Genomic DNA, 25,846 nt, shown 5'->3' on the forward strand with positions numbered 1-25,846 from the left:
TTTAATGCAGTTTAGGGTTATTAATATGTCTGTTTTTATCTCGTTTGGTTTTTTTCTCGAGGTTCTTAAGCAGGGCATCGGTCATGTCTATGCCAGTTTGGTTGGCAAGACAGAGTAAAACCCACAATACGTCGGCCAGTTCATCTCCGAGTTCTTTATCCGATTCCCCTTGTTTAAATGATTGGTCTCCGTATTTCCTCGATATGATGCGTGCTACTTCTCCCACTTCTTCGGTAAGAATAGCCATATTGGTAAGCTCACTGAAGTATCTTACACCGTTTTCTTTTATCCATTTATCGACAGTTTCCTGCGCTTCTTTTATTGTCATATTATTCTTTATTCTTAGAATCGATCCATATAGTTACCGGACCGTCATTAATGAGTTCTACTTTCATATCTGCGCCAAACTCACCTGTAGCCGTTTCTTTACCGGTTTCTCTGCTTATCATTCGGCAAAATGTTTCATACAGCGGGATAGCATGATCGGGTTTCGAGGCTTTAATGTATGAGGGACGATTCCCTTTTTTTGTTGAAGCGTGTAATGTGAACTGACTGACAACCAGGATTTCTCCTCCGTTTTCGAGAACCGATCGGTTCATAACGCCTTTTTCGTCATCGAAAATGCGCAAATTCACAGTCTTCTTACTGAGCCATTCTGCATCTTCTTCAGAATCGTTATCTTCAATGCCAATTAGTACGAGCAGCCCTTTCCCGATGGATGATTTTATGTTTCCTTCGATCCTTACCGATGCTTTCTGTACACGTTGTATAAGTATCCTCATGATATAGTTCTTTATTTCCGGATAACGAAGATACATTTTATTTTTCAGAAAAATTTATTTATCACTCTTTTTCATGCAAAGCTTTGAAAAGAATACCGGCTTTAGATTTTCCGATAACTCCTTCGAGTTCGAATAAAGGAACTTCTCGGATGCGTTTTACGCTTTTGTAGCGATTTAGTAAAATATCTTTCGTTTTATTCCCTATCCCTGCTATTGTATCGAGTGCAGAAGCGACTTGCGATTTACTGCGTTTATCCCGATGAAAACGTATGGCAAAACGATGTACTTCGTTTTGTATCTGCTCCAAAAGATGAAATAAGGGAGTTTGTTGTTTTAATCCGATAATCAGAGGAGGGAAGCCGAATAATAACTCCGATGTTCTGTGTTTGTTATCTTTGGCAAGTCCTGCGATAGGAATATTCAGGTGTAATTCGTCTTCAATTACTTTCCGGATGACTTCCATTTGTCCTTTTCCACCGTCTGCAATAATTAAATCGGGTAGGGGTGATCCTTCGTCTAATGCTCTTTGATATCGTCGCCGTACGACTTCTTGCATAGAGGCGTAATCATCGGGGCCTTGTACTGTTCGAATAATATATTTTCTGTAGTCTTTTTTCGATGGTTTGGCCATTTTAAATACTACGCAGGCAGCTACTGCATCAGAGCCTTGTATGTTCGAATTATCGAAACATTCGATATGTACAGGCATTTTTTCAAGCTTGAGTTCGTGCTGAATTTCTTTTAATAACCGGATACTTTTTTGTTCAGGATTTAGTTTCTCGGCCTGTTTAAGGCGATCTATTTTATGTTGTTTTACATTCTGTACCGATACATCGAGTAATTTCTTTTTATCACCCCGCTGTGGAACTACTAAAACGGTATTTTCAAATTCAAGCTCGGGAAGAAACGGGACGATTATTTCATGGGAATTACTTTTAAAACGTGTACGTAATTCTACAATACCGAGTGCAAGTATTTCTTCCCGGGCCTCATCGAGCCGTTTTTTATATTCGAGTGTAAAACTTTGAGTGATAGACCCGTTTTTTACATGAAGATAATTAATGAAGGCTGCGTTTTCATCTTCATCATAGGAAAATACATCGATATTGTGAAGAGATGTACTTACAATAATCGATTTTGCCTTATATTTCTCGATCAAAAGATATTTTTCTTTAATCGTTTGTGCCTCTTCAAACTTCAGTTCGGAAGCGAGGTTTTCCATTTTTTCCCGTAAATGTTCGCTAAGCTGATGTATATTTCCGTTTAATATTTGCTTTATTTGAGTAATGTATTCGAAATAATCTTCTTGGTTTTCGTAACCGCAACAAGGTCCTTTGCAGTTTTTTATATGGTATTGCAAACATACTTTGAACTTTTTCTTTTTTATATTTTCGGGAGTCAGAGCTAAGCTGCAAGTGCGTATGGGGTATAATTCCCGGATTAGATCGAGCATTGTGCGAGCAACATGCAGGTTAGAATAAGGACCGTAATATTTAGATCCGTCTTTAACGAGTTTCCTTGTTAGAAATACACGGGGAAAATGTTCGTTTTTAACCGTAATCCAAGGATATGTTTTATCATCTTTGAGTAAAACATTATAACGCGGTTTGTACTCTTTAATAAGGCTGTTTTCAAGATGTAGAGCATCTTCCTCGGTTTTAACCACAATGTATTTAATATCTTGTATGTTTTTAACAAGAACATTCGTTTTAACCGATTCGTGTATTTTATTGAAATAAGATGAAACTCTGCGTTTGAGGTTTTTGGCTTTACCGATATAAATAATTTTCCCCGTTTTATCGAAATACTGGTATACTCCCGGAGTTTCTGGTAAAAGGGTAAGAATATTTTTAATATGTTCGCTTTTTTCGATCAATGCATTAGTATTTGATTAAGGCGTCGATCTCTACATCGGCAGGGAATACATTCCTTCCATTTAAAAATTCGAGTTCGACAATAAAATTTACATATATTTTTTGGGGATTAAAGCGTTTTACCAAATTATATGCAGCAATCATGGTGCCACCGGTTGCTAACAGATCATCATGAAGGACGACGATGTCGTTTTCGTCTAAGGCATCTTTGTGTATTTCGATCGTGTCTGTCCCATATTCTTTTTCGTAAGATTCACTCCATGTCTCGGCTGGTAATTTACCCGGTTTTCTCATGGTAACAAATCCGGCACCTAAATTGTTTGCCATAATGGGACCCATAATAAAACCTCTCGATTCAATCCCGACTACTTTCGTTATACCTTTATTTTTATAAAGATCGGTGAGGCTTTCGCTTAGCTCATGTAAGCAGTCTTTGTCTTTAAAAGCGGTGGTGAGGTCTCTAAAAATGATTCCTTTTTGAGGGAAATCATATATGTCGCGAATCTTTTTTTTAATCGTTTCTACTAACATAATTTATTATCTATTTGTATATTTGATCGTTATCCTTTAGTATTAAAGTAATACTTTTAGTGTTCCACGTGGAACACTACCTTCCTAATAGTACCAATAATATATTTATATCACTGGGTGAAATCCCGGGAATTCTCGATGCTTGTGCAATTGTTTCGGGATCGATGCGTTGTAATTTCTGTCTGGCTTCGGTCGATAATTGCTTTATGGAAGGATAATCGAACTTCCCTTTTATTCGGATATTTTCGAGTCGATCAATCTTGTTTGCAATTATTTTTTCTCGCTCTATGTATCCTTCATATTTCATCATAATTTCGGCAGCCTCTGTAATTTCTTCTTTCCGATTTTTGATTTTATCGATTTCTGCTTGTAATGCGGGTATTAACGTGGCTACCGAGTTGATCGTTAATTGTGGCCGTAAAATTAAATCGATAAGTTTTACCCCTTGTTTCAATGGGGTGGTTCCGAGTTTTTCAAGTTCTTCGTTTACAAATTGCGCTTTAACCGAATAATTCCGGGAAAATTCGATAATTCGGTCACGATCTTTTTTCTTCTGATCGAGCAATTGTTTTCGTAATGGGGTTGCTAAGCCTAATTGGTAAGACTTTTCTGTTAACCTCATATCGGCATCATCTTGACGTAGAAGAATTCGATATTCTGCTCTTGATGTAAACATTCGATAAGGCTCGTCTACTCCTTTAGTAACGAGATCATCGATAAGAACGCCGATATAGGCTTCGTTTCTTCCTAAAATGAATTCTTCATTCCCATGACATTTCAGATGTGCGTTTATTCCGGCGATAAGGCCTTGTCCGGCCGCTTCTTCATAACCGGTGGTTCCATTTATCTGGCCTGCGAAAAATAACCCTTCGATACGTTTTGTTTCTAAAGTATGTTTTAATTGTGTGGGATCGAAAAAATCGTATTCGATTGCATATCCCGGTCGATAGATTTGTATATTTTCGAACGCCGGTATCTTTTGCAGTGCTTGTAATTGTATATCGATGGGGAGGGAAGAGGAGAATCCGTTTAAATAATACTCCTGAGTCGTTTCACCTTCGGGCTCTAAGAATAACTGATGTTCCGATTTTTCTGAAAAAGTTACGATCTTTGTTTCGATGCTTGGGCAATACCGGGGACCGATACTTTTTATTTGCCCGTTATATAGTGGAGAATCGGGGAGACCTTGTCTGAGAATCTCGTGTACTTCTTCATTGGTATAAGTTATCCAACAGGATCTTTGTTTCAGTTTTTGTGTTTCGAGGTCGAGGTATGAGAATTTATGAAAATCGTTTTCGCCTACCTGTTCCGTCATTCGATCGAAACATACACTGCGACCGTCGATACGTACAGGAGTTCCGGTTTTCATTCTTCCCACAGAAAATCCATAAGATGCCAACTGATCGGATATTCCGTAAGATGCAGGTTCCGAGATACGTCCTCCGGGTAATTTAGTGCGTCCGATATGTATCAGTCCGTTCATGAATGTTCCCGAAGTAAGTATGACTGAACGGGCTGTAAAAGTAACGTTCAGTCCGGTAATTACCCCATGAATGCGTCCGTCCTTAATGATTAGTTCTTTGACGGAATCCTGCCACATGGATAAGTGATCGGTATTTTCGATAATTCCACGCCATGTTTGTATGAATTTTTCGCGATCGCTTTGTGCTCGAGGGCTCCACATTGCCGGTCCTTTCGATCGATTTAGCATTCTGAACTGTATGGCTGTTTTATCGGTTACAATTCCCATAAATCCGCCCAATGCATCTATTTCTCGTACGATTTGTCCTTTTGCAATGCCTCCTACTGCCGGGTTGCAACTCATTTGAGCGATCTTATTCATATCCATAGTGATCAAGAGTGTTTCCGAACCCAGATTGGCGGCGGCACAAGCGGCTTCGCATCCGGCATGCCCGGCTCCTACGACTATGACATCGTAATCAAATTTCATATAGTATGCTGATTGAGATAAATTATTTATAGGTTACCGCATATTTAGAGCTTCATTTTCACAAATCTCCATTTTTTCCCGTTCGCCGGGGCCTTTATCATTTATTCCGCAGAGATGAAGAATGCCATGAATAATTACTCGGTACAATTCTTCTTCAAATGGAAGGCGCAATTCTTCGGAATTACTCCTTACTGTATCCAAACTTATAAAAAGGTCGCCGCTAATACGGTTTCCCTGTGTGTAATCGAAAGTAATGATATCGGTATAATAGTCGTGTTTAAGATATTCCCGGTTTACTTCGAGGATTTTTTCGTCGGTACAAAAAATGTAGGAAATATCACCACAGTGTTTTCCGTATTTTTCTGCAACACGACGTATCCAGTCGTTAGTTTCCTTTTTTTTCAATACCGGCATTTTTATATCTTCGGCAAAATATGAGATAGCCATATCTTCTGTTTATTAACACAATAATGTCACAAAGATAGGGATTAATAACGATAAGTAAAAACGGGAATAGATAAAATATAGGTTGATAAGTTATCTTCGTAAAAGCCTGTTTTAGGTTTTAAGATCAACTGTTTCCGAAAAAAAGATAAGCGGTGAAAATAGCTGCAATAATTCCGATTGCATCAGCGAAAAGCCCGTATCCTGCGGCATAACGGGTATTTCGTATTCCTACACTGCCGAAATAAACGGCCAGTATGTAAAATGTGGTATCGGTAGAACCTTGAATTGTTGAAGCTACCCGGGCAACGAACGAATCGGCTCCGAAAGTAGACATTGCATCTACCATCATTCCTCTGGCTCCGCTTCCGCTTAGGGGCTTCATAAGTGCTGTAGGCAGAGCGCCTACAAATCCGGAATCGATTCCACACCAGTTAACGAATCTTGTAATTCCGGAAATTATGACATCCATAGCTCCAGAAGCTCTGAATATCGCAATTGCTACAAGCATTGCGACTAAATAAGGGATTATTGTGATTGCGGTTTTAAAACCTTCTTTAGCACCTTCGATAAAAGCGTCGTAGATATTTATTTTTTTTATCAGTCCGGCTGTGATAAAACCGATAATGATGGAAAACAAAAGCAGATTAGCTCCAAATGCGGAATATAAAGATACTTTTTCTTGTGGCATTCCCCAGAAGAACCAGATAATGAGCGCAATAGTTGCAGTAAGTCCCAGAAGGGAAAGGGATATGACTTTATCGAAAATATTAATTCTTTGTTTAAGGCACACGGCTATGAGTCCTGCTATGGTAGAACAATAGGTTGCGATAAGTATAGGCAGGAAAACATCAGAGGGGTTAGCAGCTCCCATTTGTGCCCTGTATACCATAACACTGAGCGGGACCAATGTCAGCCCTGTAGTATTAAGAACAAGAAACATTATCATAGGGTTGGATGCAGTATCTTTACGGGGATTGAGTTCTTGCATTTCCTGCATCGCTTTTAGACCGAGAGGTGTTGCGGCGTTATCGAGCCCTAACATATTCGCCGATACGTTCATAAATATAGAACCTAAAGCCGGATGATCTTTAGGCAGATCGGGGAAAAGCCGACAAAACAATGGACTGATTAAACGTGAAAAAAAAGCGATCACGCCACCTTTTTCTCCAATCTTCATCAGTCCTAACCATAAAGACAGCACCCCGGTAAGACCGAGTGAAATTTCGAATGCTGTTTTTGCAGAAGAAAACGATGCATTCATAATATCAGTCCAAATCGTCAGGTTTCCAAAAAATACAGTTTGTATAACAGCGACAACGAAAGCCACCAGAAAAAAAGCGATCCAGATATAATTAAGAACCATCGTTTTGTTTTTTAAAGACTACCAACAAAATTATATATTTTTATTGTAATCTTTTATTTAACGGATAAATATATTGTAAATGGTATGGTTATTAATTATTTTAAGTCTTTACGTAGTAATTCTAAATTTGGCATATGTATTTGATATTAAACTATTTACAAAAATTCGTGGCTGATTAGAATTGAATATATATTTTCAACCTGTATTCTTATACAGAATATAGAAATATAAGTGTTAATAACTATAAATGAGTTTTATTTTCTGAAAATGTAAAAGTTTTTTACGACGTTTGTACATTTTATTTACTTTTGGCATCAGGAATAAAAATGAATGTATGATGAAGAAAAAAGTATTGGTTACTTATAATATGTTTCGGGAAGGGTATGCTGAGTTGATGAGTAAATATGATGTAACGATACCTGAGGGAGATGTAGAAACATTTTCATATGAAGAAGTGCTCGAGATGATTCCTGACTTTGATGCACTGTTGTCGATGTTCAATTTTCCTGTCGATCGTCGTTTAATCGATACGGCATCTTCCCGATTAAAGATCGTTTCTAACTATGCTGTGGGATACGATAATATCGATATTCCCTATTGTACCGAAAAGGGAATACAAGTCACCAATACTCCCGATCCGGTAACGGAGCCTACTGCAGATCAGGCATTCGGCCTTTTGCTGGCTGTGAGCCGGCGTATTTCAGAAGTAGACCGTCGTATGCGTATACCGGGAGCTGTAAAAGTCGCTTTATTGGAAAATCTGGGACATTCTTTGTACGGTAAAACGATCGGTATTTTAGGCATGGGACGTATCGGACAGGCTTTGGCCCGTAGAGCTTTAGCTTCGGGGATGCGGGTCGTGTATCATAATCGTCATCGTTTGTCTCCCGATGTAGAACAGAAATATGAGGCTCGGTTTCTCCCTTTAGGAGAGTTACTGGCGATTGCGGATGTGGTTTCGGTGAATGCACCGTTAACCGCAGATACTTATCATCTGATAGGAGAAGAAGAACTGAAAAAAATGAAGCCCGACTCTATATTGATAAATACTGCGCGAGGACCCTTGGTCGATGAAAAGGCTCTTGTGAAAGCTTTACAGAGTAAACAAATTTGGGCTGCCGGTTTGGATGTATTTGAGTTTGGGGATTTCCCGTTGCCCGAATTATTGTCGATGGATAATGTGGTTCTTAATCCTCATACCGGTACTCAAACATATGAGGTACGTAACGAAATGGCCGCTTACGCAGCTCGTAATATTATCAATTTTTTTGAGGGGAAAGGACCGGTTGCGAAAGTCAATATGAAATGAAATAAAAAAGCTTATGATTACATTCGGAAATATGAAAGAGACTTTGCTCACTTATGCCGACGATGAAAAAGCAAAAGTGTTGCAGGGTTTTTTCAAAACAGGTAAAGGTGAATATGGTGAAGGCGATACTTTTGCCGGAATTCCGGTTCCGCAGGTCAGGAAAGTCGCCCGACAATTCAGGGAAGCTCCTTTGTCTGAATTAACTAAGCTATTATCCGATCCGATTCATGAATGCCGGCTATTGGCGTTATTGACGATGATCGAAATATTTAAACATGGTGACGAGTCGGTAAAACAAAATGTTTTTGAAACTTATTTGGCTCATACCCGCTATATAAATAATTGGGATTTAGTAGATTTATCGGCTTATCAGATTGTGGGACAGTATCTTTTACATAAAGACCGAGAACCTTTGCATCGTCTTTCCCGAAGCAATTATTTGTGGGAACAACGTATTTCGATAGTAGCAACCTGGATATATATCCGGTCCTCTGATTTTACCGATACTCTTATCATTGCCGATCGATTGCAAAATCATCCGCATGATCTTATGCAAAAAGCGGTAGGATGGATGTTGCGTGAAGTAGGGAAGAAAGATAAGAAAGCATTGGTCGATTTTCTTGAAAGACGTTATATGAATATGCCCCGTACGATGGTACGTTATGCCGTTGAAAAATTTTCTCCTGAAGAACGACGTAAGTATTATCTTAAAAGATAATATTGTAATTTTTAACGGTATAGGTAATTTAGTTTATAATAGGATTTAGTAAATTTGATTGAAAGGTAGATGACTATCGTTCGATTCACTTAATAATTATATAAGCTATGTTATCATTTATTATTTACATTGTCGGTCTTATTTGTACGATATGGTGTGTCGTAGATGTTTTTAAAAAAAACATCTCCATGACTTGTAAAGTGATAGTAAGTATTCTTATCCTGCTTACCAGTTGGATCGGGTTGTTGGTATACTATTTTATAGTAAAAGACAATATAGAAAAATGGTGTGCCGGTAAATAACTTTGGTAAGGGCATTTTTTTCTTATGCCTGGTTTCTAACCCATTTCGACATATAATACCTCACCGCAAACCATAGGTGCAACAACGTTACGGAAATGCGTCCGTAATAGCGTACCATGATGTCGTATCGTTCTTTTAGCGATGCCTTATGATTTTGTGTGGTAATTCCTTCGTTCAGATAATCGATAAGGGTATGGTGGGTATTGTGTATTTGGGAAGATTTTTTCATGCAACGGATGCACCAGTCGTAGTCAGCTGAAAAGCGATATTGGGTATCATATTCGGGTGCCAATTCCCGACGTACGATAAATGCCTGATGACAAACTAACATTCCCATACGAAAACTTTTCCAGGTAAGTTTATCCGGAGCATGTAATCTCCTCATTCCGATAAAATTTCGGTCGGTATCTACCAATGCTGTTTCACCATAAATGATATCGGGTCTGTTTTCTCCGATAGAATCGACAATTTTTTCTAATGTGTCTTTAGAATGAAGTGCATCTCCGGCATTTAAAAAAATGATATACTCTCCCGTTGCCAGTTTTAGACCTTTATTCATGGCATCATACAATCCGTTGTCGGGTTCACTGATATATTTTGTCAAGTAAGGAGATGATTTTAAAATTTGGGTCGTTCGGTCTTTTGATGCACCGTCGATTGCGATATATTCGTAATTTTTATAACTCTGATTACCTACGCTTTCTAAGGTAATACCTACTGTTTTTTCTGCATTGTATGTTATTGTTACGATCGTAAAAAAGGGTTTTTCCATTATCGTATAGATTAATCTTTATTTTTGGGAGTAAGTAATCGGTTATACAGTTCCAGATATTGGCGGGCTACGGTCCGGCTGTGGTACATGTGCCGTACTCTTTCGATACAATTTTCTTTTATTGTAAGGTTTCCCTTTTGTTGAAACCCCCAGTCGATACCCTCTGCCAATGATTCGGGAGAAGGATAAGTCGCAAGATATCCGGTATGTAAATGTTCGATAACATCGTTTTGCCCGCTATTGTCGAAAGAGACACCCGGTGTCCCGCAAGCCATCGATTCGATAAGTGTTTGTCCGAAGGTCTCGTAATGTGATGGTACAACGGTAACATCTGCTGCCGAATATAAAGCTGCCAGTTCGTTCGCTTCGGAAATTTTTCCCATATATCGGTATTCACAAGGAATATAATTCAAAAAATCGGGGTCATTTTTAATTTTTCCGAATAAAATCAATAAAAGTCGTTTTCCATACTTTTCGTACAATATTTTGAGAGCCTGTTTCAGGAGATCGAATCCTTTGTTTGGGTCATTTAGCTTTGCAGCACCGAAAACGATTACCATACGTTCGTCGCTGATCATTGCTTTTTTTCGGTATTCTTCCCGGTTCTTGGGATAAAATACGGTAGTGTCGAGAGTATTCGGTATTACGGTAGAAAAAGAACTCCCGGTTAAACCGCTGGTTTTTACTTTTTCATTAAGCCAGTTGCTTACCGGTACAAAAGTAATACCTGCATTTTTCAGGAATATTTTTTTATTCCATGTGATGGCTGAAAGGTCATGGGTTCCCGGTGTTTTTAAATAGAAACATTTTTGACATCCTGTTGTAAATTGTTTGCATCCGCAAGCATGGTGGCAAATAGCAGTACAATACCACATATCATGTAGCGTAATAACGACCGGTTTTCCGAGCGAGATGAGTTTTTGTATGTCATTTAAAGATAAAAAACCTTGGTTTACCCAGTGTAGATGCAAGATGTCGGCTTTTTTGATTTCCGGGAAAGAAGAAATATCGCATCCGGTAGAAGCAGTCGAAATGGCAAAAAGGTTTTTCTTTGAGAAACGATTGGCACAATATATCTGCAATCGTTCGAGTATGAAATTCAGTTTATAACGTAATGGTGAGATGACCTGTATCGTATCGTTATCTTCGGTTGTTTTACAAGCCACTAACATATTTACATCAGCACCTTCTTTTTTCAGTGCATCTTTAAGGCGTTTACAGGCAATCGCAGCACCGCCTCCGCTGTCGGATGTATTTATCAGGACTATTTTCATTTCCTATTGATTTTTACGATGTGAAGATACGTTTTTTTTGTGGTTTGGCCTTTATGTGTTCCAAAAAGCTTTGCATTGGTATTCTAAAAAAAATGGTTACATTTGTGAGGACTATAAATACGGTTTATGAACCCGTTTTTCGATAAAATACAACGACTGGCTAATGATAGTGTGCAGACTGGTTTGAGCCTGGTAAAAATAGCTTTGTTTTCGAAATGGAAAACGCCGGTTCCATCTGTTTCGGGTTTTTCCGAAGAATTGGTTATTTTGGGAAATGGCCCCTCACTTAATACAACGATCGATGAACATTACTCTTTTTTAGAGAATAAAACGCTGCTGGCCGTCAACTTTGCCGGTGCTACTCCGGTTTTCGAACGCTTGCGTCCTGCTCTTTATGTGATTGCCGATCCTTACTTTTATTCGGGAACACAGCAACGGGCTACCGATTTGTTCCGTCATATTCGGGAAACGGTCACTTGGGATATGGTTTTATTCATGCCTGCGGTGGCCTCAGGTAAAGGAGATTGGCATTCGTTAATCGAAAAAAATCGGAAAATACATGTGGTTTATTACAATACGACTCCAGTAGAAGGTTATAAATGGTTTACAAGAATGGCCTACCGGTATGGATGGGGAGGGCCTCGTCCACGTAATGTTCTTATTCCTTCTCTGATGTTGGGTTTACGAATGAGATTTGGCAAAATTTATATTGCGGGAGCCGATCATTCCTGGACAACTCAGCTATCGGTCGACGATAATAACCGAGTATTAACGGTACAACCTCATTTTTATAAGGAAAGCGAACAAGAAGTAAAACAGGTATTTGCCGAGTATGCTAAAGTGAAACTGCATGAAGTTTTATATAGTATGTCGGTTGCTTTTCGTTCTTATTTTGCGGTAGAAGATTATGCCCGTTACTCTGGTATTAAAATATATAATATAACACCCGGTTCGTTTATCGATGCGTTCCAACGGTTGAAGATATAAAATTTGGCAATAGAAAATAAAAGCAGCGTTTCTTAATAATGCTTTCTGAAGATAAATAGAAAATGAAAAAAGTATTAGTGACCGGAGCCGATGGTTTTATCGGTTCTCATCTTACCGAAATGTTACTCGAAAAGGGGTATGGAGTAAGAGCTTTATCGTATTATAATTCGTTTAACGATTGGGGGTGGCTCGAGGGTATCCGACATCCGCAACTTGAGGTGGTTACCGGCGATGTGCGAGATCCTTATTTTTGTAAACACATAACAAAAGATATCGATATCGTATTTCATCTTGCAGCACTTATTGCAATTCCTTATTCATATATAGCCCCCGACAGTTATATAGATACGAATGTAAAGGGTACATTGAATATTTGTCAGGCGGCTAAAGAAAATGATGTTTCGAGGGTGTTGGTTACTTCTACATCCGAAGTATACGGAACCGCAAAATATGTTCCTATCGATGAAAAACATCCCCGGCAACCGCAATCTCCTTACTCAGCCTCGAAAATTGGGGCCGATGCGCTGGCAATGAGTTTTTATAATGCGTTCGGATTACCGGTCGTGATTGTGAGACCTTTTAATGCATATGGTCCGAGACAATCGGCAAGAGCGATTATTCCTACGATTATAACTCAGATTGCGCAGGGGAAAAAAGAAATAAAGCTAGGTGATCTTACTCCCACCCGTGATTTCAATTATGTAAAAGATATTTGTAAGGGATTCATCGAGTTGGCACAGTGCGAAGCGGCTATAGGACAAGAAGTAAACGTATGTAGTAACCATGAGATATCTATGCGGGATACTCTTGAAAAAATTGCCGGTTTAATGAATGCCGATGTACGATTTATCGAAGATTCTCAACGGTTGCGTCCTAAAAATTCAGAAGTATTTCGTTTATGGGGCGATAACGGAAAAATAAGAAGGCTTACCGGATTTTTACCCTCTTATACGATAGAGGACGGTTTAAGAGAAACTATCGGATGGTTTCTCGATAAAGAGAATTTGAAAAAATATAAAGCCGATATTTATAATGTTTAGCGAGATTGTCGATTTTATACGCATTACTTTCGGCGGTAAGGAAATTGTTCCCTTACATGCTCCTTGTTTTGTGGGAAATGAAAAAAAATATCTCGAAGAATGTATCGATACTACTTTTGTGTCGAGTGTAGGAAAGTTTGTCGACCGTTTCGAATCGATGATGGCTGAATATACCGGTGCAGCCAGAGCTGTTGTGTGTGTGAATGGAACAAGTGCCATTCATATGGCACTTTTGTTAGCGGGTGTAGAACGTGGCGATGAAGTGATTACGCAGCCGCTTACCTTTATTGCGACCTGTAATGCTTTGAGTTATTGCGGCGCTCACCCTGTGTTTATAGATGTAGATACCGACACGTTAGGCCTCTCTCCCGGTAAAATGGAGGAGTGGTTACAAAAAAATTCCGAATATAAGGGGGATGCATTATATAATAAAAAAACCGGACGGCGTATCAAAGCCTGTGTCCCGATGCATACTTTCGGACATCCTGTCCGTATCGATCGTATTGCAGAGTTATGTAGTCGTTATCATCTTCAACTAATAGAAGATGCAGCCGAAAGTATCGGCAGTTTTTATAGCGGTCGGCATACGGGTACTTTCGGAAATATCGGGGCGATTAGTTTTAACGGTAATAAAACGATAACGACTGGAGGAGGCGGGGTGTTATTATTTTCAGATAAGTCGTTGGGTGATTATGCAAAGCATCTTACGACACAGGCTAAAGTTCCTCATCCCTGGGAATTTGTTCACGATCATATCGGTTATAATTATCGGATGCCTAATATTAATGCGGCTTTAGGGTGTGCTCAATTAGAGACTTTACCACTTTTTTTAGAAAAAAAAAGAGAACTTGCCGATTTATATAAAAACTTTTTTAATGAATTGGATATAACGTTTGTGTCGGAACCTGAAAATGCTTGTTCTAATTATTGGCTGAATGCCATTATTTTTAAAGACCGTTATGAACGGGATGAGTTTCTTCAGTATAGTAATGATCACGGAATTATGACACGTCCTATTTGGCGGTTGATGAATAAACTGCCGATGTTTGAAACGGCAGAGTGTGGTGATTTACAGAATTGTGAATATCTCGAGCAGCGTGTCGTAAATATTCCGAGTAGTGTACGATTATGAGTAAACGATTGAATATATTATTTTTAGGAGGCGCCAAGCGAGTTTCTTTTGCAGAACATCTGATAGCGGCGGGCTGTAAGAAAGAAATCGATGTATGTATATTTTCTTATGAGCTTAATCAGACAGTACCTATTGCATCGGTAGGAAAAGTTATTCTTGGGTTGCGATGGAAAGATGTTGCTCTCGACAAACATCTTATTTCGGTTATAAAAGAGTTTCATATCGGAATGGTATTGCCTTTTGTCGACCCTGCTGTTGAAGTAGCTGCACGCTTAAAGACAGCTCTTCCCGATGTTTTTATACCGTGTAGTCCGATCGAAATATGTCGTATAATGTTCGATAAAAAATGTTCTGAAGAATGGTTTATAAGTCGGAAGTTCCCCATTCCTCAGAGTTACCGGTTACAAGAGATCCCTGTTTTTCCGGTTATTCTAAAACCAAGAAAAGGATCTGCATCTAAAGGAATACGGATAATTACCGACCGGGTTACTTGGCTGTCGGTAGAAAATCCCGATGAATACGTTATTCAGAAATACATAGCCGAAAGAGAAGAATTTACGGTCGATGCTTATGTTTCTTCTTCCGGTAAAATTATTTCTGTTGTTCCCCGTTTACGCCTGGATGTAGCCGGAGGAGAGGTTATGAATTCCGTTACGGTACGGGATGAAAGGCTTATTGCTTTGTCTCGTGAAATTATATTGGCCGGAGGATTTCGTGGGCCTGTAACGATTCAGTTTTTACGAGACAAGACGACCGATGAGATTTATATTATGGAAATAAATCCACGATTGGGTGGAGGGGTAATCGTCAGTATAGAAGCAGGCGCCGACATACCTTTGTTTCTTCTTGAAGAAGAAGCCGGAAATATGCCCGAACCGGTCGATGATTGGAGGGAAAATACATTAATGACAAGATATTTTAAAGAAGTTATATTTTATGCAGATCATCATTGATATGGATGGTACGATTTGTACCGAAGAACGGACATATAGCCGGTGCCTGGCTCAGCCTAAAACCGGAGCTGTTGAGGCTGTAAACGCTTTGTATGATGCTGGTAATACGATTATTATCTATTCGGCGCGTACGTGGATGGAATTTGAAATGACGACAGCGTGGCTGAAACAATACGGTGTAAAATATCATCAATTGATGATGGGAAAACCGGTAGGAGATGTCTGGATAGACGACCGGGCCCTTCGGTTTCAGGATAATTGGGAAGAAATACTGAAAAAATTGAATAAATAAGAGTCCATGGGTAAAGCGATTATAATAGCCGAAGCCGGAGTAAATCATAACGGAGATTACCGGTTGGCCAAAGAGTTGGTATTGGCTGCTAAAGAAGCTGGAGCCGATTATGTAAAGTTTCAGACAGCTCGTCCGGAACTCGTTATTTCAAAATATGCACCGAAAGCCGAGTATCAATTAGGTACTACTCATAAGGAAGAATCTCAACTCGATATGTGCAGGGCGATTCACTTACCTTTGACCGATTATAAGCCGTTAAAAGATTTTTGCGATGAAACGGGCATAAAATTTCTATCTACACCCTTTGATCTCGAATCGATAGATGTCTTGGAAGAACTCGATATGGACTATTATAAGATTCCTTCGGGAGAGATTACCAATTTACCCTATTTGCAAAAAATATCCCGTTTGGGGAGACCGGTAATTCTTTCTACGGGAATGTCGGGGTTGGGCGATATCGAAGCGGCCCTGAATGTACTTATTGATGGAGGCCTCATACGGGAAAAAATTATTTTACTACATTGCAATACCGAGTATCCTACTCCTTATGAGGACGTAAATCTTCGGGCTATGCAAACTTTGGCTCGATGTTTTGGGGTAAAAGTAGGTTATTCGGACCATACTTGTGGAATCGAGGTTCCTTTAGCCGCTGTTGCAATGGGTGCTTGTGTTATCGAGAAGCATTTTACACTCGATAAAAAATTGCCGGGACCCGATCATAAGGCTTCTCTTGAACCCGAAGAACTAAAACAAATGGTGCTTTCGATACGTAATATCGAACGGGCATTAGGTAGTACGATAAAAGAAGTATCTCCTTCTGAGCGGAAAAATCAGCCGATAGCCCGTAAAAGTCTTATTGCTGCGAAAAATATTTTTGCCGGTGAAATATTTACCGCCGAGAATATGACCGTAAAACGTCCTGGAAATGGTATTTCTCCGATGCGGTGGTATGAAGTTATCGGGAAAACAGCACCTCGTGATTTTAAAGAAGACGAACTTATCGAAATATAGGATTTATTATGCGGAAAATATGTATTGTAACCGGTACACGGGCCGAATATGGGCTTTTAAGTCGCTTGATGAGGTTCATCGAGGAGGATGTCGATATGCAATTGCAAATTATTGCGACTAATATGCATCTTTCTCCCGAGTTCGGGCTAACTTATCGCGAGATCGAAAAAGACGGTTTTAAGATCAATAAAAAGGTAGAAATGTTGCTTTCTGCCGATACTTCTTCATCGGTCGCAAAATCGTTGGGCCTGGGTATAATCGGTTTTGCCGATGCATATACCGATTTACAGCCCGATATGATCATCGTATTAGGAGACCGGTATGAAATATTAGGTGCTGTTTCTACGGCATTGTTATTTCGCATTCCGGTGGCTCATATTTCGGGAGGGGATGTTACCGAAGGTGCATATGACGATTCGATACGCCATGCTGTTACCAAAATGAGCCATTTGCACTTTACAACGACCGAAGAGTATCGTAACCGAGTTATACAATTAGGAGAAAATCCCTCGAGAGTATATAATGTGGGTTCTATAGGATTGGATAATATTCGGAATATGAATTTATTGAGTCGAGAGGCATTTGAGGAGAGTATCGGTTTTCGGTTGGGAGAGCGAAATCTGTTGGTAACATTCCATCCTGTGACTCTTGAACAGCACACTGCGGCTGATCAATTTTCCGATTTGTTGGAGGCACTCGATAAATCGGGTGCTCATATCATTTTTACGAAGCCAAATTCTGACTCTGACGGACGGGTGATCATCTCGATGATCGATGATTTTGTAGAGCACCATCCCGAAAAATCTGTTTCATTTCTTTCGTTGGGCTATCTTAGGTATTTGTCTGCGTTGCAATATGTCGATGCTGTTATCGGGAATTCTTCGAGTGGAATTGTCGAAGCACCCTCTTTCGGTATCCCGACAGTCAATATCGGAGACCGTCAGAAAGGCCGAATCCGTAGTGAAAGTGTCATCGATTGTGAGCCTGATAAAGAATCGATCGGAGAAGCTATAAAGAAAGCATTTTCTTCTGATTTTAAAGAAGTGGCGAGCCGGGCAATAAATCCTTATGAAAAAAACGGAACCGTATACGAAATACTCGATGTGATTAAAAATACCGATATATCTTCATTGATTCCGAAAAAATTTTATGATTTATCATTATGATGTCAACTGAAAAATATATCATAAACGACTCATTATCCGTTAGAGACGCTTTGGCGAGATTAAACGAATTGTCATCGGATATTCTTACTTTACTTGTAGTAGATTCCGGTAAAAAACTGGTGGGAAGTATTACCGACGGGGATATAAGGCGTGCGCTTATCGGGGGTGCTGAACTCTCCGATTTGGTAACGAGAGTACTTCATCCTCATCCATTTGTTTTACACGATACGGGCTTTACTACTGAAGATATGCGTACTATACGGAAAAAAAGGTTGGAACTGGTTCCTGTCGTCGATAAAGAGGGACGCATCACGAGAGTTTATAATTTTAGGGATAAAAGAACTATATTGCCCGTAGATGCCGTGGTTATGGCCGGTGGCAGGGGCGAAAGGCTGCGACCGTTGACCGATTCGGTACCGAAACCACTTTTACCTTTGGGCAATAAACCTATTATAGAATATAACATAGATAATCTATTATATTTTGGAATTGATAAAATTACGATATCGGTACGGTATTTGGGAGAGCAAATAAAGGCATATTTCGGAGACGGAAGCCAAAAAGGGGCAACAATCGGATATGTCGAGGAGGGAATACCTCTCGGTACGATCGGAGCATTAGGTGAAATTTCTGAATTCGATAATGAGGTTGTATTGGTGATGAATTCCGATTTGTTTACCAATATCGATTTCGAAGAGTTTTATTTACATTTCAGCGAAAGCGGAGCCGATATGTCAGTTGCTTCTGTACCTTATAATATATCGATCCCTTATGCTGTCATGCAGACCTCCGACGGGCTGATACATTCGTTCGAAGAAAAACCCACCTATACGTATTTCTCCAATGGCGGAATCTATCTGATAAAAAAGTCGGTAATCGATAAATATATTCAAAAAGGGTGTCGGTGCGATGCTACCGATTTAATGCAACGGTTGATCGATGATCGTAAGAAAGTGACTTATTTTCCTGTAGTAGGTTATTGGATAGACATCGGAAAACCGGAAGATTATAAGAAAGCTAAAGAATTTATCAAATATCTGAAAACGGAATAATTCGATATGAGAGCATTATTTTTGATTCCCGCAAGAGGAGGGTCGAAGGGAATTCCCCGTAAAAATATAAAAAAATTGGGAGGACGGCCCCTTATTTATTATACTATCGATGCGGCTCGTGGCATAGCTTCCGATAATGATATATGCGTAAGTACCGATGACGACGAGATTATCGAAGTAGTACGGGAGTACGGTCTTTCGGTACCTTTTAAGCGCCCTGAAGAATTGGCAACCGACCGGGCTGGCAGTTATGAAGTTATTATGCATGCTCTTAAATATTATGAGGATCGTGGAATTTATTATGATGTAGTAGTGCTTTTGCAACCGACTTCGCCGTTTAGAACAGCACGGCATATTCGAGAAGCTATCTCGTTGTATGATTCCTCTTATGATATGGTCGTATCGGTGATAGAAACCGATAAAAATCCGTATTTCGTATTATTCGAAGAAGATAAAAACGGTTATTTACAGCGATCAAAGGATGGGCATTTTACACGCAGGCAGGATTGTCCCAAAGTATATGAGTACAATGGTGCGATTTATGTAATGAATGTCGACTCTCTGAAATCGAAATCGCTCGGGGAATTTTCCAAAAATGTAAAATATGTAATGAATAATATCGATAATGTGGATTTAGATACACCGCTTGATTGGGAGTTTGCAGAATTTCTTATTGCGAAGCGAAACGGAAGGCGCAAGTAGTGTAAAAATAATATTACGGTGAGAATGTTCCGTTTAAACCTACTTTTCGAGCCTTAATTTTAAAAAAACGAGAAATCTTTGAATCGTATAGTCTTTATTGATATTTTTTGTTTCATGAGCCTCAAAACGGCCTTCTGCGATACGTCCTTGCTGACTTCCTGCCGAGCAGGCATCTCCACGTAGCATATTCTTATAAATATGTTGTTGGTATGACCTTGTATAATAGTGGTTTATCTGTATTTTCGATTCGGCATGTAAAGGAGTACGGGGAATCCAGTAATGGAAGAAACGTTTGAACTCGTTAACCGGTAATATTTTTGTTTTTATTCCCACCAAGGAGGTTTCTGCATAAAATGTATGGCAAGTAAATACCTCGAAACGGTATGCTGTATTTATAAAAGATTTTCCGGTATTTACCAAATGGGACCATGAAGCCGTGTACTGTTCAATAACCAGTCGGTCGGGATCATGTTGTAGCCGGCCCGAAGTCCCGAAAAATTTCCAATTAATAAGAACACTCGGGTATTTTTTATATCCTTTTATCCAATCTTTTATATTTTGTTCGTATTTCAGACAAACGAATTCATCCAGATCGATGTATCCGATCCACTCTGTATCGTTTTTATAGGTCTCGTAACAATGTTTGTAGGCTTGTAGTTGTCCATATTGCACAGGCCAGTCTATAAGGTCTACTACTCCTTTTTCGATATAAGGCAAGAGAATTTCGTTGTAATTATCATCCGAAAAGTTATTATATAAATAAAAGTGATCGATTCCGATTAATAGGTGATATTCCATCCATTCTTTCAAGAATGGGGCTTCATTTTTGAAAATGGCACAAATCGAACAATTATATTTTTTCGTTTTTTTATTTATCTTATTAATATATATACTTGTAAACGAGATAAAAAAACGAATATATCTGATTATTGTCCAAAAGAAATTTTTTTTCTTTATGGGCACATAGGTGATGTATTTCATATTTTTCTTCTTTTTTTATAAATGAAAGATATACTTTCCCGGAACATTACCGAACGACTTATCCACATAAAAAATAGATATAAAATAACAGCACAAATAAATTTTATAATTACGCTTGCATAAATATTATCTATCTTTATTACAATCGAGTAGGATATCCCGATAGAAAGCAGAGCAAAAAAAGCGTAAGGTAAAATATCTTTCAGCATATCGATTAACCGCAATCCGATAAAACGGCGGGCAAAACGTTGCCATATAAAAATCCAGCAGATGTTGACTGTGGCAAACCCGATAATCATCGCATATATTCCGAACCGGTGCAAGAGTAATAATATTCCGAATTGTAGGATTCCAAGTGTTATTGTGTTCCACATAAATATATTCGATCGGCCATGGCTGACGATCATATTCGAAAAAAGAGTGTTTAAAGGAGATACAGCGCCCCATATGCAAAGTAATTGTAGAATAGGTACACTCGGTAGCCATTTGTCGGTAACGGTTATCAGGATGAGTTCAGGTGCGATAAGAGCTAATCCAAACATAATCGGGAAAGATACGAATGCTGTGAAACGCAGCATTTTTCTGAATATTTTCAGTTGTCTATCTTTTTCAGCGGATACCTCGGCAAGAACCGGTTGCGATACTCCGTTAACCATACTGGCGATAAATGTATTACCCATTACCATCCATTTGTTTCCTTGCGTATAGAATCCTACCTGAGAAGGATTGTAAAATTTACCCAGTAATGCCGAAAATATGTTGGCATTGGCTTGTACGAAAATATTTGTAATAAGAACTTTAAAACTGAAAGAGAACATCCCTTTCAGAGGATTTAGGTTGATCTTGAGAGTGGGTTTCCAAGGAGAATAATGCCATATTAAAATTACCAATGTCAACATGTAGGTGATGTTTTGTGCGGCAATGCCCCAATACGACATTCCGTTCAATGCCATAATTACTCCTACAGTTCCCGAGAAAAGAATAGCGATAATATTGGCTTTTGCTTTTTGTTTAATCATCATTTTTTTCGTAAGTATAGCCCCATGTACCGTACCTAAACTCCCGATAAGAAAACCCAGAAATAAAAATCGGGAAAGGGGTACAAGTTGGGGAATGCCATAAAACCGGGCAATCAGAGGGGCTATAAAAAAAAGAATAAGATACATACTTATGCCAACAAGTGCACAAAACCAAAATACGGCATTATAATCTTTGTGAGTTGCATTTCGTTTATTGATAAGAGCGATGGAAAATCCGCTGTCCTGGATGATACCCGCTATTGCGGAAAATATCATGAGCATACCCACCATACCGTAATCGCCGGCATTCAGAATGCGTGCGATAAAGATACCGAAAAGCAGGTTCAGTATTTGTTGCAACCCGTTGCTCAGTCCGCCCCAAAAAAGACCTTTTGCCGTTTTTTCTTTTAGTGATTCGCTCATCGGTAGGAGTATGAAAATTGTATTTGCGTTACAAATATATGATTAATTGTGGTTATGTATGATTATTTATGCGGGTTCTTTAGTCGATGAACGATTAAGCTTGTAAAATATGATGTTCATAGTTACGATCTTGAGATTTATTCTTTCCGGTTTATCGAAAAGGAGGATTTTATTTCTTTCAGGATTGCAGAATTCAGTTTTTTATTTATCCAATAGTAGAAAATAACGCAGACTGTTATTTGCAGGAATAATAAAACAACAGTATTTTTTATGACTAATTTCAACGGATAGGCTGTGAAAATCATTAATGCGGTTAAGCCTAAATAAGGAAATATATCTTGTAACTGACGATACCACTTATAGCCGGTACATTTATCGGTAGAGACTACGTACAGTATGTATATAATTGCTTTTACGACTGCTAGGCCGGTTACTACATAAGTGATCGACATTTTCCAGGTACAAGATAGAGCTATTGTTACCAGTATTATCTTGGTTATTTCTAATTTAAGTATCCATTTCGATTCACCCGATATTTTTATGAAATTACCGTTTATTGTCGTAAATACGGTAAATATACCGGCGACGGATAAGATTTGTAAAAATAAGGTAGATGGTTCCCATTTGGATGAAAGTAAAACAGAAATAAAAGGGTGACTTACTAATGCAAGGCATGCCAGAACGGGAAAAGTTATAAACGCAGTTAGTTTCATAGTTTTCCGGTAAGCCCTTATAAGGCGTTCTTTTTCTTCCTGAATACTGCTGAATACGGTATAAGTAGCATTTTGAACGGTACCGTATAGTGTCGTAATACCCGTTTCGGCCCATTTATTAGCCTGGGTATAATATCCCAAAATATTCTTATCGTATACGCGTCCGATAAACGCGGAATATATATTTTGGAATATTGCGTTTATTATATTAGCTAACATTAAATTAGATCCGAAAGAAAATAATTCTTTAAACGAGTTCATCGAGAAAATAAGCTTTGGATACCAATGTCCCGCAATCCATAGTAAACTGGTTTTAGCTATACTTTGTGATAGAATTTGTGCGGTTAGAGACCAAACGCCGTATCCTTTAAAAGCGAAATAAAGAGCTGTAATTCCCGAAATGAGAAGTGAGAGAAAATTAATAAGGGCTATTTTACCTAATTCTATATTTTTTACCAGCCGTGCCGTTTGCACCAAGCCTAATGAGTTGATAATAAGAGTTGCAAAAATAGTTCGGGAAAGAGGAATCAGGATCGGTTGATTAAAAAAACGTGCGATAGAGGGGGCGCAGAAATAGAGAAAAAAATATAATAAGATGGAAATTACCGTATTGAAATAAAAAATCGTACTGTAATCTTTATGGGTAGGTTCTTTTTTGCGCACTAAGGCTGCAGAAAAACCACTGTCGGTACAAGTTCCTGCAATAGCTGTAAAAATGGCCAGCATCCCGATAATTCCGTAATCAGAGGAATTCAGGATACGGGCCAATATGATTCCTGTTACGATAGAGACAATCTGAGTAGAAACTTTGTCTAAAGCAGTCCAGATAATGGCATTGCGGGCTATGACTCTCAGATTGTTCATCCCCGTATGTTTTTATTATTTTACTTCCGATCCCGGCTTCACTCCATCGGCCGGCTCTATAACAACCAGACGGCCATCGGCATCTTCGGCAGAAAGTATCATTCCTTGGGACTCTATTCCTTTAAGTTTCCTGGGAGCGAGGTTAGCTACAAAACATACGTTTTTACCGACAAGTTCTTCGGGATTATAATGCTTAGCGATTCCCGATACAATCGTACGTCCGCCTAATCCGTCGTCAATTTTAAACTGTAGTAATTTATCGGCTTTCGGTACTTTTTGGCATTCCAGAACTTTTCCTATGCGTATATCGAGTTTGGTAAATGTTTCAAAATCGATATTTTCCCGTATAGGAGCGGCTTTATGGTTTTTTAGTTCATTGGCTTTTTTCGTTTCCAATAGTTTTTGTATCTGGGCTTCTACGACCGAGTCTTCTATTTTTTCGAAAAGCAGTTCCGGTTGTGATAACTGCGAATCGGCATCTAATATATCGATACTTCCGAGCAGATCCCAATTAGCCGTTTCCATTCTCAGCATTTTCCGTAACTTACATGCAGAGAATGGTAAGAAGGGTTCGAACGCGATTGCTAGGTTAGCAGATATTTGTAACGAAAGGTTGAGTATGGTAGATACTCTTTCCATATCGGTTTTAGCCAGTTTCCACGGTTCGGTATCGGCTAGATATTTATTCCCGATACGGGCCAGGTTCATCGCTTCTTTTAAAGCGTCGCGAAAACGGTAATTATCGAGATACGATTCCATATCGGCTTTTACATGTACGAATTCCGACAGGGTTTGCTTGTCGTATTCGGTAAGTTGATGTCGAGATGGGACCTTTCCTTCGAAGTATTTTTGGGTGAGAACCATCGATCGGTTTACAAAATTGCCCAGGATAGCGACCAGTTCGTTGTTATTTCTTGCCTGAAAATCTTTCCATGTAAAATCGTTATCTTTGGTTTCGGGTGCGTTGGCGGTAAGAACGTAACGCAGAACGTCTTGTTTTCCCGGAAAATCTTCAAGATATTCGTGCAGCCATACGGCCCAGTTTCTCGAAGTGGAAATTTTGTCTCCTTCAAGATTAAGAAATTCATTTGCAGGTACGTTATCGGGTAAAATATAGCTTCCTTCAGCTTTCAGCATCGCCGGGAAAACGATACAATGAAAGACGATATTATCTTTACCGATAAAATGAACCAGTTTGGTTTCTTTATCCTTCCAGTATAATTCCCAAGTATCGGGTAAGAGTTCTTTAGTATTCGAAATATAACCGATCGGAGCATCGAACCATACATATAAAACTTTTCCTTTTGCACCTTCTACCGGTACGGGCACTCCCCAATCGAGGTCGCGGCTTACGGCTCGGGGCTGTAACCCCATATCGAGCCATGACTTGCATTGCCCGTAAACGTTGCTTTTCCATTCTTTATGGTCTTCGAGTATCCATTGACGCAGGAACGGTTCCCATTTATCGAGGGGTAAATACCAGTGTTTGGTTTCTTTCATTACGGGAACACTTCCACTGATTGCCGATTTGGGATTTATCAGGTCGGTCGCGTTCAATGATGTTCCGCATGATTCGCATTGGTCACCGTATGCTCTTTCGTTGTGACAGTGCGGGCAAGTACCTGTAATATATCGGTCGGCAAGGAATTGTTGAGCTTCTTCATCATAATATTGTTCAGATGTTTTTTCGATGAATTCGCCTTTGTCATATAATTTACGGAAAAATTCCGATGCTGTTTTATGATGTGTTTCAGAAGAGGTACGGGAATAGATGTCGAAAGATATCCCGAAATCTTCGAATGATTTTTTGATGATATGATGATAACGGTCTACCACAACTTGAGGGGATACGCCTTCTGCTTTTGCTTTGAGAGTAATGGGTACACCGTGTTCGTCCGAGCCGCCGATCATGATGACATCTTCACCTTTTAGTCTCAGATATCGTGTGTATATATCAGCTGGGACATATACGCCGGCCAAATGCCCGATATGTACGGGGCCGTTAGCATAGGGAAGAGCCGTAGTCACAAGAGTCCGTTTAAAATTTTTTTCCATCTGATTTCTTGTTTTGTGGTTGACTGTATTTATTTTAAGACGCAAATATACGATATTTTTATTGCATAGCCGAGAGCGTAAAATGCAAAAACATTATCTTTGGGAATTGAAGTTTGATTTTAATCGGAATAAA

The 25,846-nt window shown here is 39.1% G+C and carries 25 protein-coding genes; 12 read left to right on the forward strand and 13 right to left on the reverse strand.

Annotated features, from left to right (window positions below):
* Position 1 precedes the first annotated feature (1 nt).
* From NMU02_RS00550 to NMU02_RS00580, 7 genes are all read right to left on the reverse strand, one after another.
* Positions 2-328 (reverse strand): nucleotide pyrophosphohydrolase, encoded by a 327-nt coding sequence (locus tag NMU02_RS00550; RefSeq protein WP_255025107.1) that lies wholly within the window; start codon positions 326-328, stop codon positions 2-4.
* A gap of 1 nt (position 329) precedes the next feature.
* The gene (gene dtd / locus NMU02_RS00555) at positions 330-782 is read right to left on the reverse strand and encodes a D-aminoacyl-tRNA deacylase (protein WP_255025108.1); all 453 of its coding nucleotides are present in this window, start codon (positions 780-782) and stop codon (positions 330-332) included.
* Positions 783-843: 61 nt separating this feature from the next.
* Entirely contained in the window at positions 844-2,658 is a 1,815-nt protein-coding gene (gene uvrC, locus NMU02_RS00560) for an excinuclease ABC subunit UvrC (RefSeq protein WP_255025109.1), read from the reverse strand.
* Positions 2,659-2,662: 4 nt separating this feature from the next.
* On the reverse strand, positions 2,663-3,187 hold the full coding sequence (locus NMU02_RS00565; RefSeq protein WP_255025110.1) for an adenine phosphoribosyltransferase: 525 nt from the start codon (positions 3,185-3,187) through the stop codon (positions 2,663-2,665).
* A gap of 76 nt (positions 3,188-3,263) precedes the next feature.
* Complete coding sequence (gene mnmG, locus NMU02_RS00570) at positions 3,264-5,138, reverse strand: tRNA uridine-5-carboxymethylaminomethyl(34) synthesis enzyme MnmG (RefSeq protein ID WP_255025111.1); 1,875 nt, start codon at positions 5,136-5,138, stop codon at positions 3,264-3,266.
* Positions 5,139-5,171: 33 nt separating this feature from the next.
* Positions 5,172-5,585, reverse strand: coding sequence for an rRNA maturation RNase YbeY (ybeY, locus tag NMU02_RS00575; RefSeq protein WP_255025113.1), 414 nt, complete (start codon positions 5,583-5,585; stop codon positions 5,172-5,174).
* Between the two features lie 124 nt (positions 5,586-5,709).
* Complete coding sequence (locus NMU02_RS00580) at positions 5,710-6,948, reverse strand: nucleoside recognition domain-containing protein (protein ID WP_255025114.1); 1,239 nt, start codon at positions 6,946-6,948, stop codon at positions 5,710-5,712.
* A gap of 337 nt (positions 6,949-7,285) precedes the next feature.
* On the opposite strand from NMU02_RS00580, the gene NMU02_RS00585 reads away from it, so the two are divergent.
* From NMU02_RS00585 to NMU02_RS00595, 3 genes are all read left to right on the forward strand, one after another.
* Entirely contained in the window at positions 7,286-8,257 is a 972-nt protein-coding gene (locus NMU02_RS00585) for an NAD(P)-dependent oxidoreductase (RefSeq protein WP_255025440.1), read from the forward strand.
* Between the two features lie 13 nt (positions 8,258-8,270).
* Positions 8,271-8,975 (forward strand): DNA alkylation repair protein, encoded by a 705-nt coding sequence (locus NMU02_RS00590; protein ID WP_255025115.1) that lies wholly within the window; start codon positions 8,271-8,273, stop codon positions 8,973-8,975.
* A 107-nt stretch (positions 8,976-9,082) separates the two neighbouring features.
* Positions 9,083-9,277 carry a PLDc N-terminal domain-containing protein gene (locus tag NMU02_RS00595; RefSeq protein ID WP_255025116.1) on the forward strand — a complete coding sequence of 65 codons (195 nt, stop codon included), beginning with the start codon at positions 9,083-9,085 and terminating at the stop codon, positions 9,275-9,277.
* 22 nt (positions 9,278-9,299) lie between these two features.
* Here the strand turns inward: NMU02_RS00595 and NMU02_RS00600 are convergent, their stop codons facing one another.
* Entirely contained in the window at positions 9,300-10,049 is a 750-nt protein-coding gene (locus NMU02_RS00600) for a glycosyltransferase family 2 protein (protein ID WP_255025117.1), read from the reverse strand.
* 11 nt (positions 10,050-10,060) lie between these two features.
* The gene (locus NMU02_RS00605; protein ID WP_255025119.1) at positions 10,061-11,323 is read right to left on the reverse strand and encodes a glycosyltransferase; all 1,263 of its coding nucleotides are present in this window, start codon (positions 11,321-11,323) and stop codon (positions 10,061-10,063) included.
* 126 nt (positions 11,324-11,449) lie between these two features.
* On the opposite strand from NMU02_RS00605, the gene NMU02_RS00610 reads away from it, so the two are divergent.
* The 9 genes from NMU02_RS00610 (at position 11,450) to NMU02_RS00650 (ending at position 19,658) form a co-directional block, all read left to right on the forward strand.
* Entirely contained in the window at positions 11,450-12,310 is an 861-nt protein-coding gene (locus NMU02_RS00610) for a motility associated factor glycosyltransferase family protein (protein ID WP_255025123.1), read from the forward strand.
* A gap of 62 nt (positions 12,311-12,372) precedes the next feature.
* Positions 12,373-13,350, forward strand: a complete 978-nt coding sequence (locus NMU02_RS00615; RefSeq protein ID WP_255025124.1) for an NAD-dependent 4,6-dehydratase LegB — start codon at positions 12,373-12,375, stop codon at positions 13,348-13,350.
* Positions 13,343-14,482 (forward strand): LegC family aminotransferase, encoded by a 1,140-nt coding sequence (locus NMU02_RS00620; protein WP_255025125.1) that lies wholly within the window; start codon positions 13,343-13,345, stop codon positions 14,480-14,482. Before NMU02_RS00615 ends, NMU02_RS00620 begins: the two co-directional genes overlap by 8 nt.
* Positions 14,479-15,435, forward strand: a complete 957-nt coding sequence (locus tag NMU02_RS00625) for an ATP-grasp domain-containing protein (RefSeq protein WP_255025127.1) — start codon at positions 14,479-14,481, stop codon at positions 15,433-15,435. Before NMU02_RS00620 ends, NMU02_RS00625 begins: the two co-directional genes overlap by 4 nt.
* Positions 15,419-15,727: an LNS2 domain-containing protein gene (locus NMU02_RS00630; protein ID WP_255025129.1), complete on the forward strand. Its 309-nt coding sequence runs from the start codon at positions 15,419-15,421 to the stop codon at positions 15,725-15,727. The genes NMU02_RS00625 and NMU02_RS00630 overlap by 17 nt, the downstream gene beginning before the upstream one ends.
* Before the next feature lie 6 nt (positions 15,728-15,733).
* On the forward strand, positions 15,734-16,738 hold the full coding sequence (gene neuB / locus NMU02_RS00635) for an N-acetylneuraminate synthase (protein WP_255025130.1): 1,005 nt from the start codon (positions 15,734-15,736) through the stop codon (positions 16,736-16,738).
* A gap of 8 nt (positions 16,739-16,746) precedes the next feature.
* A complete protein-coding gene (neuC, locus tag NMU02_RS00640; protein ID WP_255025131.1) occupies positions 16,747-17,904 on the forward strand; it encodes a UDP-N-acetylglucosamine 2-epimerase in 1,158 nt (385 codons plus the stop codon).
* Positions 17,901-18,956: a nucleotidyltransferase family protein gene (locus NMU02_RS00645; RefSeq protein ID WP_255025132.1), complete on the forward strand. Its 1,056-nt coding sequence runs from the start codon at positions 17,901-17,903 to the stop codon at positions 18,954-18,956. Before neuC ends, NMU02_RS00645 begins: the two co-directional genes overlap by 4 nt.
* Positions 18,957-18,962: 6 nt before the next feature.
* Entirely contained in the window at positions 18,963-19,658 is a 696-nt protein-coding gene (locus NMU02_RS00650) for an acylneuraminate cytidylyltransferase family protein (protein WP_255025133.1), read from the forward strand.
* Positions 19,659-19,697: 39 nt separating this feature from the next.
* Here NMU02_RS00650 and NMU02_RS00655 read toward each other — a convergent pair whose 3' ends face one another.
* The 4 genes from NMU02_RS00655 to metG form a co-directional block, all read right to left on the reverse strand.
* Positions 19,698-20,639: a glycosyltransferase family 92 protein gene (locus NMU02_RS00655; protein ID WP_255025134.1), complete on the reverse strand. Its 942-nt coding sequence runs from the start codon at positions 20,637-20,639 to the stop codon at positions 19,698-19,700.
* The gene (locus NMU02_RS00660) at positions 20,636-22,081 is read right to left on the reverse strand and encodes a lipopolysaccharide biosynthesis protein (RefSeq protein WP_255025135.1); all 1,446 of its coding nucleotides are present in this window, start codon (positions 22,079-22,081) and stop codon (positions 20,636-20,638) included. The genes NMU02_RS00655 and NMU02_RS00660 overlap by 4 nt, the downstream gene beginning before the upstream one ends.
* Before the next feature lie 137 nt (positions 22,082-22,218).
* Positions 22,219-23,658, reverse strand: a complete 1,440-nt coding sequence (locus tag NMU02_RS00665; protein WP_255025136.1) for a lipopolysaccharide biosynthesis protein — start codon at positions 23,656-23,658, stop codon at positions 22,219-22,221.
* Between the two features lie 15 nt (positions 23,659-23,673).
* Positions 23,674-25,713 carry a methionine--tRNA ligase gene (gene metG / locus NMU02_RS00670; RefSeq protein ID WP_255025137.1) on the reverse strand — a complete coding sequence of 680 codons (2,040 nt, stop codon included), beginning with the start codon at positions 25,711-25,713 and terminating at the stop codon, positions 23,674-23,676.
* Positions 25,714-25,846: the final 133 nt, after the last annotated feature.

The sequence above is a fragment of the Coprobacter tertius genome, assembly GCF_024330105.1.
GTDB lineage: Bacteria > Bacteroidota > Bacteroidia > Bacteroidales > Coprobacteraceae > Coprobacter > Coprobacter tertius.

Excerpts from the sequence above, each read along its gene's own strand:
- NMU02_RS00550 (WP_255025107.1), bottom strand. The coding sequence starts at position 328 with ATGACAATAAAAGAAGCGCAGGAAACTGTCGATAAATGGATAAAAGAA.
- NMU02_RS00595 (WP_255025116.1), top strand. The coding sequence starts at position 9,083 with ATGTTATCATTTATTATTTACATTGTCGGTCTTATTTGTACGATATGG.
- NMU02_RS00655 (WP_255025134.1), bottom strand. The coding sequence starts at position 20,639 with ATGAAATACATCACCTATGTGCCCATAAAGAAAAAAAATTTCTTTTGG.
- mnmG (WP_255025111.1), bottom strand. The coding sequence starts at position 5,138 with ATGAAATTTGATTACGATGTCATAGTCGTAGGAGCCGGGCATGCCGGA.
- dtd (WP_255025108.1), bottom strand. The coding sequence starts at position 782 with ATGAGGATACTTATACAACGTGTACAGAAAGCATCGGTAAGGATCGAA.
- NMU02_RS00630 (WP_255025129.1), top strand. The coding sequence starts at position 15,419 with ATGCAGATCATCATTGATATGGATGGTACGATTTGTACCGAAGAACGG.
- NMU02_RS00650 (WP_255025133.1), top strand. The coding sequence starts at position 18,963 with ATGAGAGCATTATTTTTGATTCCCGCAAGAGGAGGGTCGAAGGGAATT.
- neuC (WP_255025131.1), top strand. The coding sequence starts at position 16,747 with ATGCGGAAAATATGTATTGTAACCGGTACACGGGCCGAATATGGGCTT.
- NMU02_RS00585 (WP_255025440.1), top strand. The coding sequence starts at position 7,286 with ATGAAGAAAAAAGTATTGGTTACTTATAATATGTTTCGGGAAGGGTAT.
- NMU02_RS00600 (WP_255025117.1), bottom strand. The coding sequence starts at position 10,049 with ATGGAAAAACCCTTTTTTACGATCGTAACAATAACATACAATGCAGAA.
- NMU02_RS00605 (WP_255025119.1), bottom strand. The coding sequence starts at position 11,323 with ATGAAAATAGTCCTGATAAATACATCCGACAGCGGAGGCGGTGCTGCG.
- NMU02_RS00620 (WP_255025125.1), top strand. The coding sequence starts at position 13,343 with ATGTTTAGCGAGATTGTCGATTTTATACGCATTACTTTCGGCGGTAAG.
- ybeY (WP_255025113.1), bottom strand. The coding sequence starts at position 5,585 with ATGGCTATCTCATATTTTGCCGAAGATATAAAAATGCCGGTATTGAAA.
- NMU02_RS00645 (WP_255025132.1), top strand. The coding sequence starts at position 17,901 with ATGATGTCAACTGAAAAATATATCATAAACGACTCATTATCCGTTAGA.
- NMU02_RS00590 (WP_255025115.1), top strand. The coding sequence starts at position 8,271 with ATGATTACATTCGGAAATATGAAAGAGACTTTGCTCACTTATGCCGAC.
- NMU02_RS00615 (WP_255025124.1), top strand. The coding sequence starts at position 12,373 with ATGAAAAAAGTATTAGTGACCGGAGCCGATGGTTTTATCGGTTCTCAT.
- NMU02_RS00565 (WP_255025110.1), bottom strand. The coding sequence starts at position 3,187 with ATGTTAGTAGAAACGATTAAAAAAAAGATTCGCGACATATATGATTTC.
- neuB (WP_255025130.1), top strand. The coding sequence starts at position 15,734 with ATGGGTAAAGCGATTATAATAGCCGAAGCCGGAGTAAATCATAACGGA.
- NMU02_RS00665 (WP_255025136.1), bottom strand. The coding sequence starts at position 23,658 with ATGAACAATCTGAGAGTCATAGCCCGCAATGCCATTATCTGGACTGCT.
- metG (WP_255025137.1), bottom strand. The coding sequence starts at position 25,713 with ATGGAAAAAAATTTTAAACGGACTCTTGTGACTACGGCTCTTCCCTAT.
- NMU02_RS00660 (WP_255025135.1), bottom strand. The coding sequence starts at position 22,081 with ATGAGCGAATCACTAAAAGAAAAAACGGCAAAAGGTCTTTTTTGGGGC.
- NMU02_RS00625 (WP_255025127.1), top strand. The coding sequence starts at position 14,479 with ATGAGTAAACGATTGAATATATTATTTTTAGGAGGCGCCAAGCGAGTT.
- NMU02_RS00580 (WP_255025114.1), bottom strand. The coding sequence starts at position 6,948 with ATGGTTCTTAATTATATCTGGATCGCTTTTTTTCTGGTGGCTTTCGTT.
- NMU02_RS00610 (WP_255025123.1), top strand. The coding sequence starts at position 11,450 with ATGAACCCGTTTTTCGATAAAATACAACGACTGGCTAATGATAGTGTG.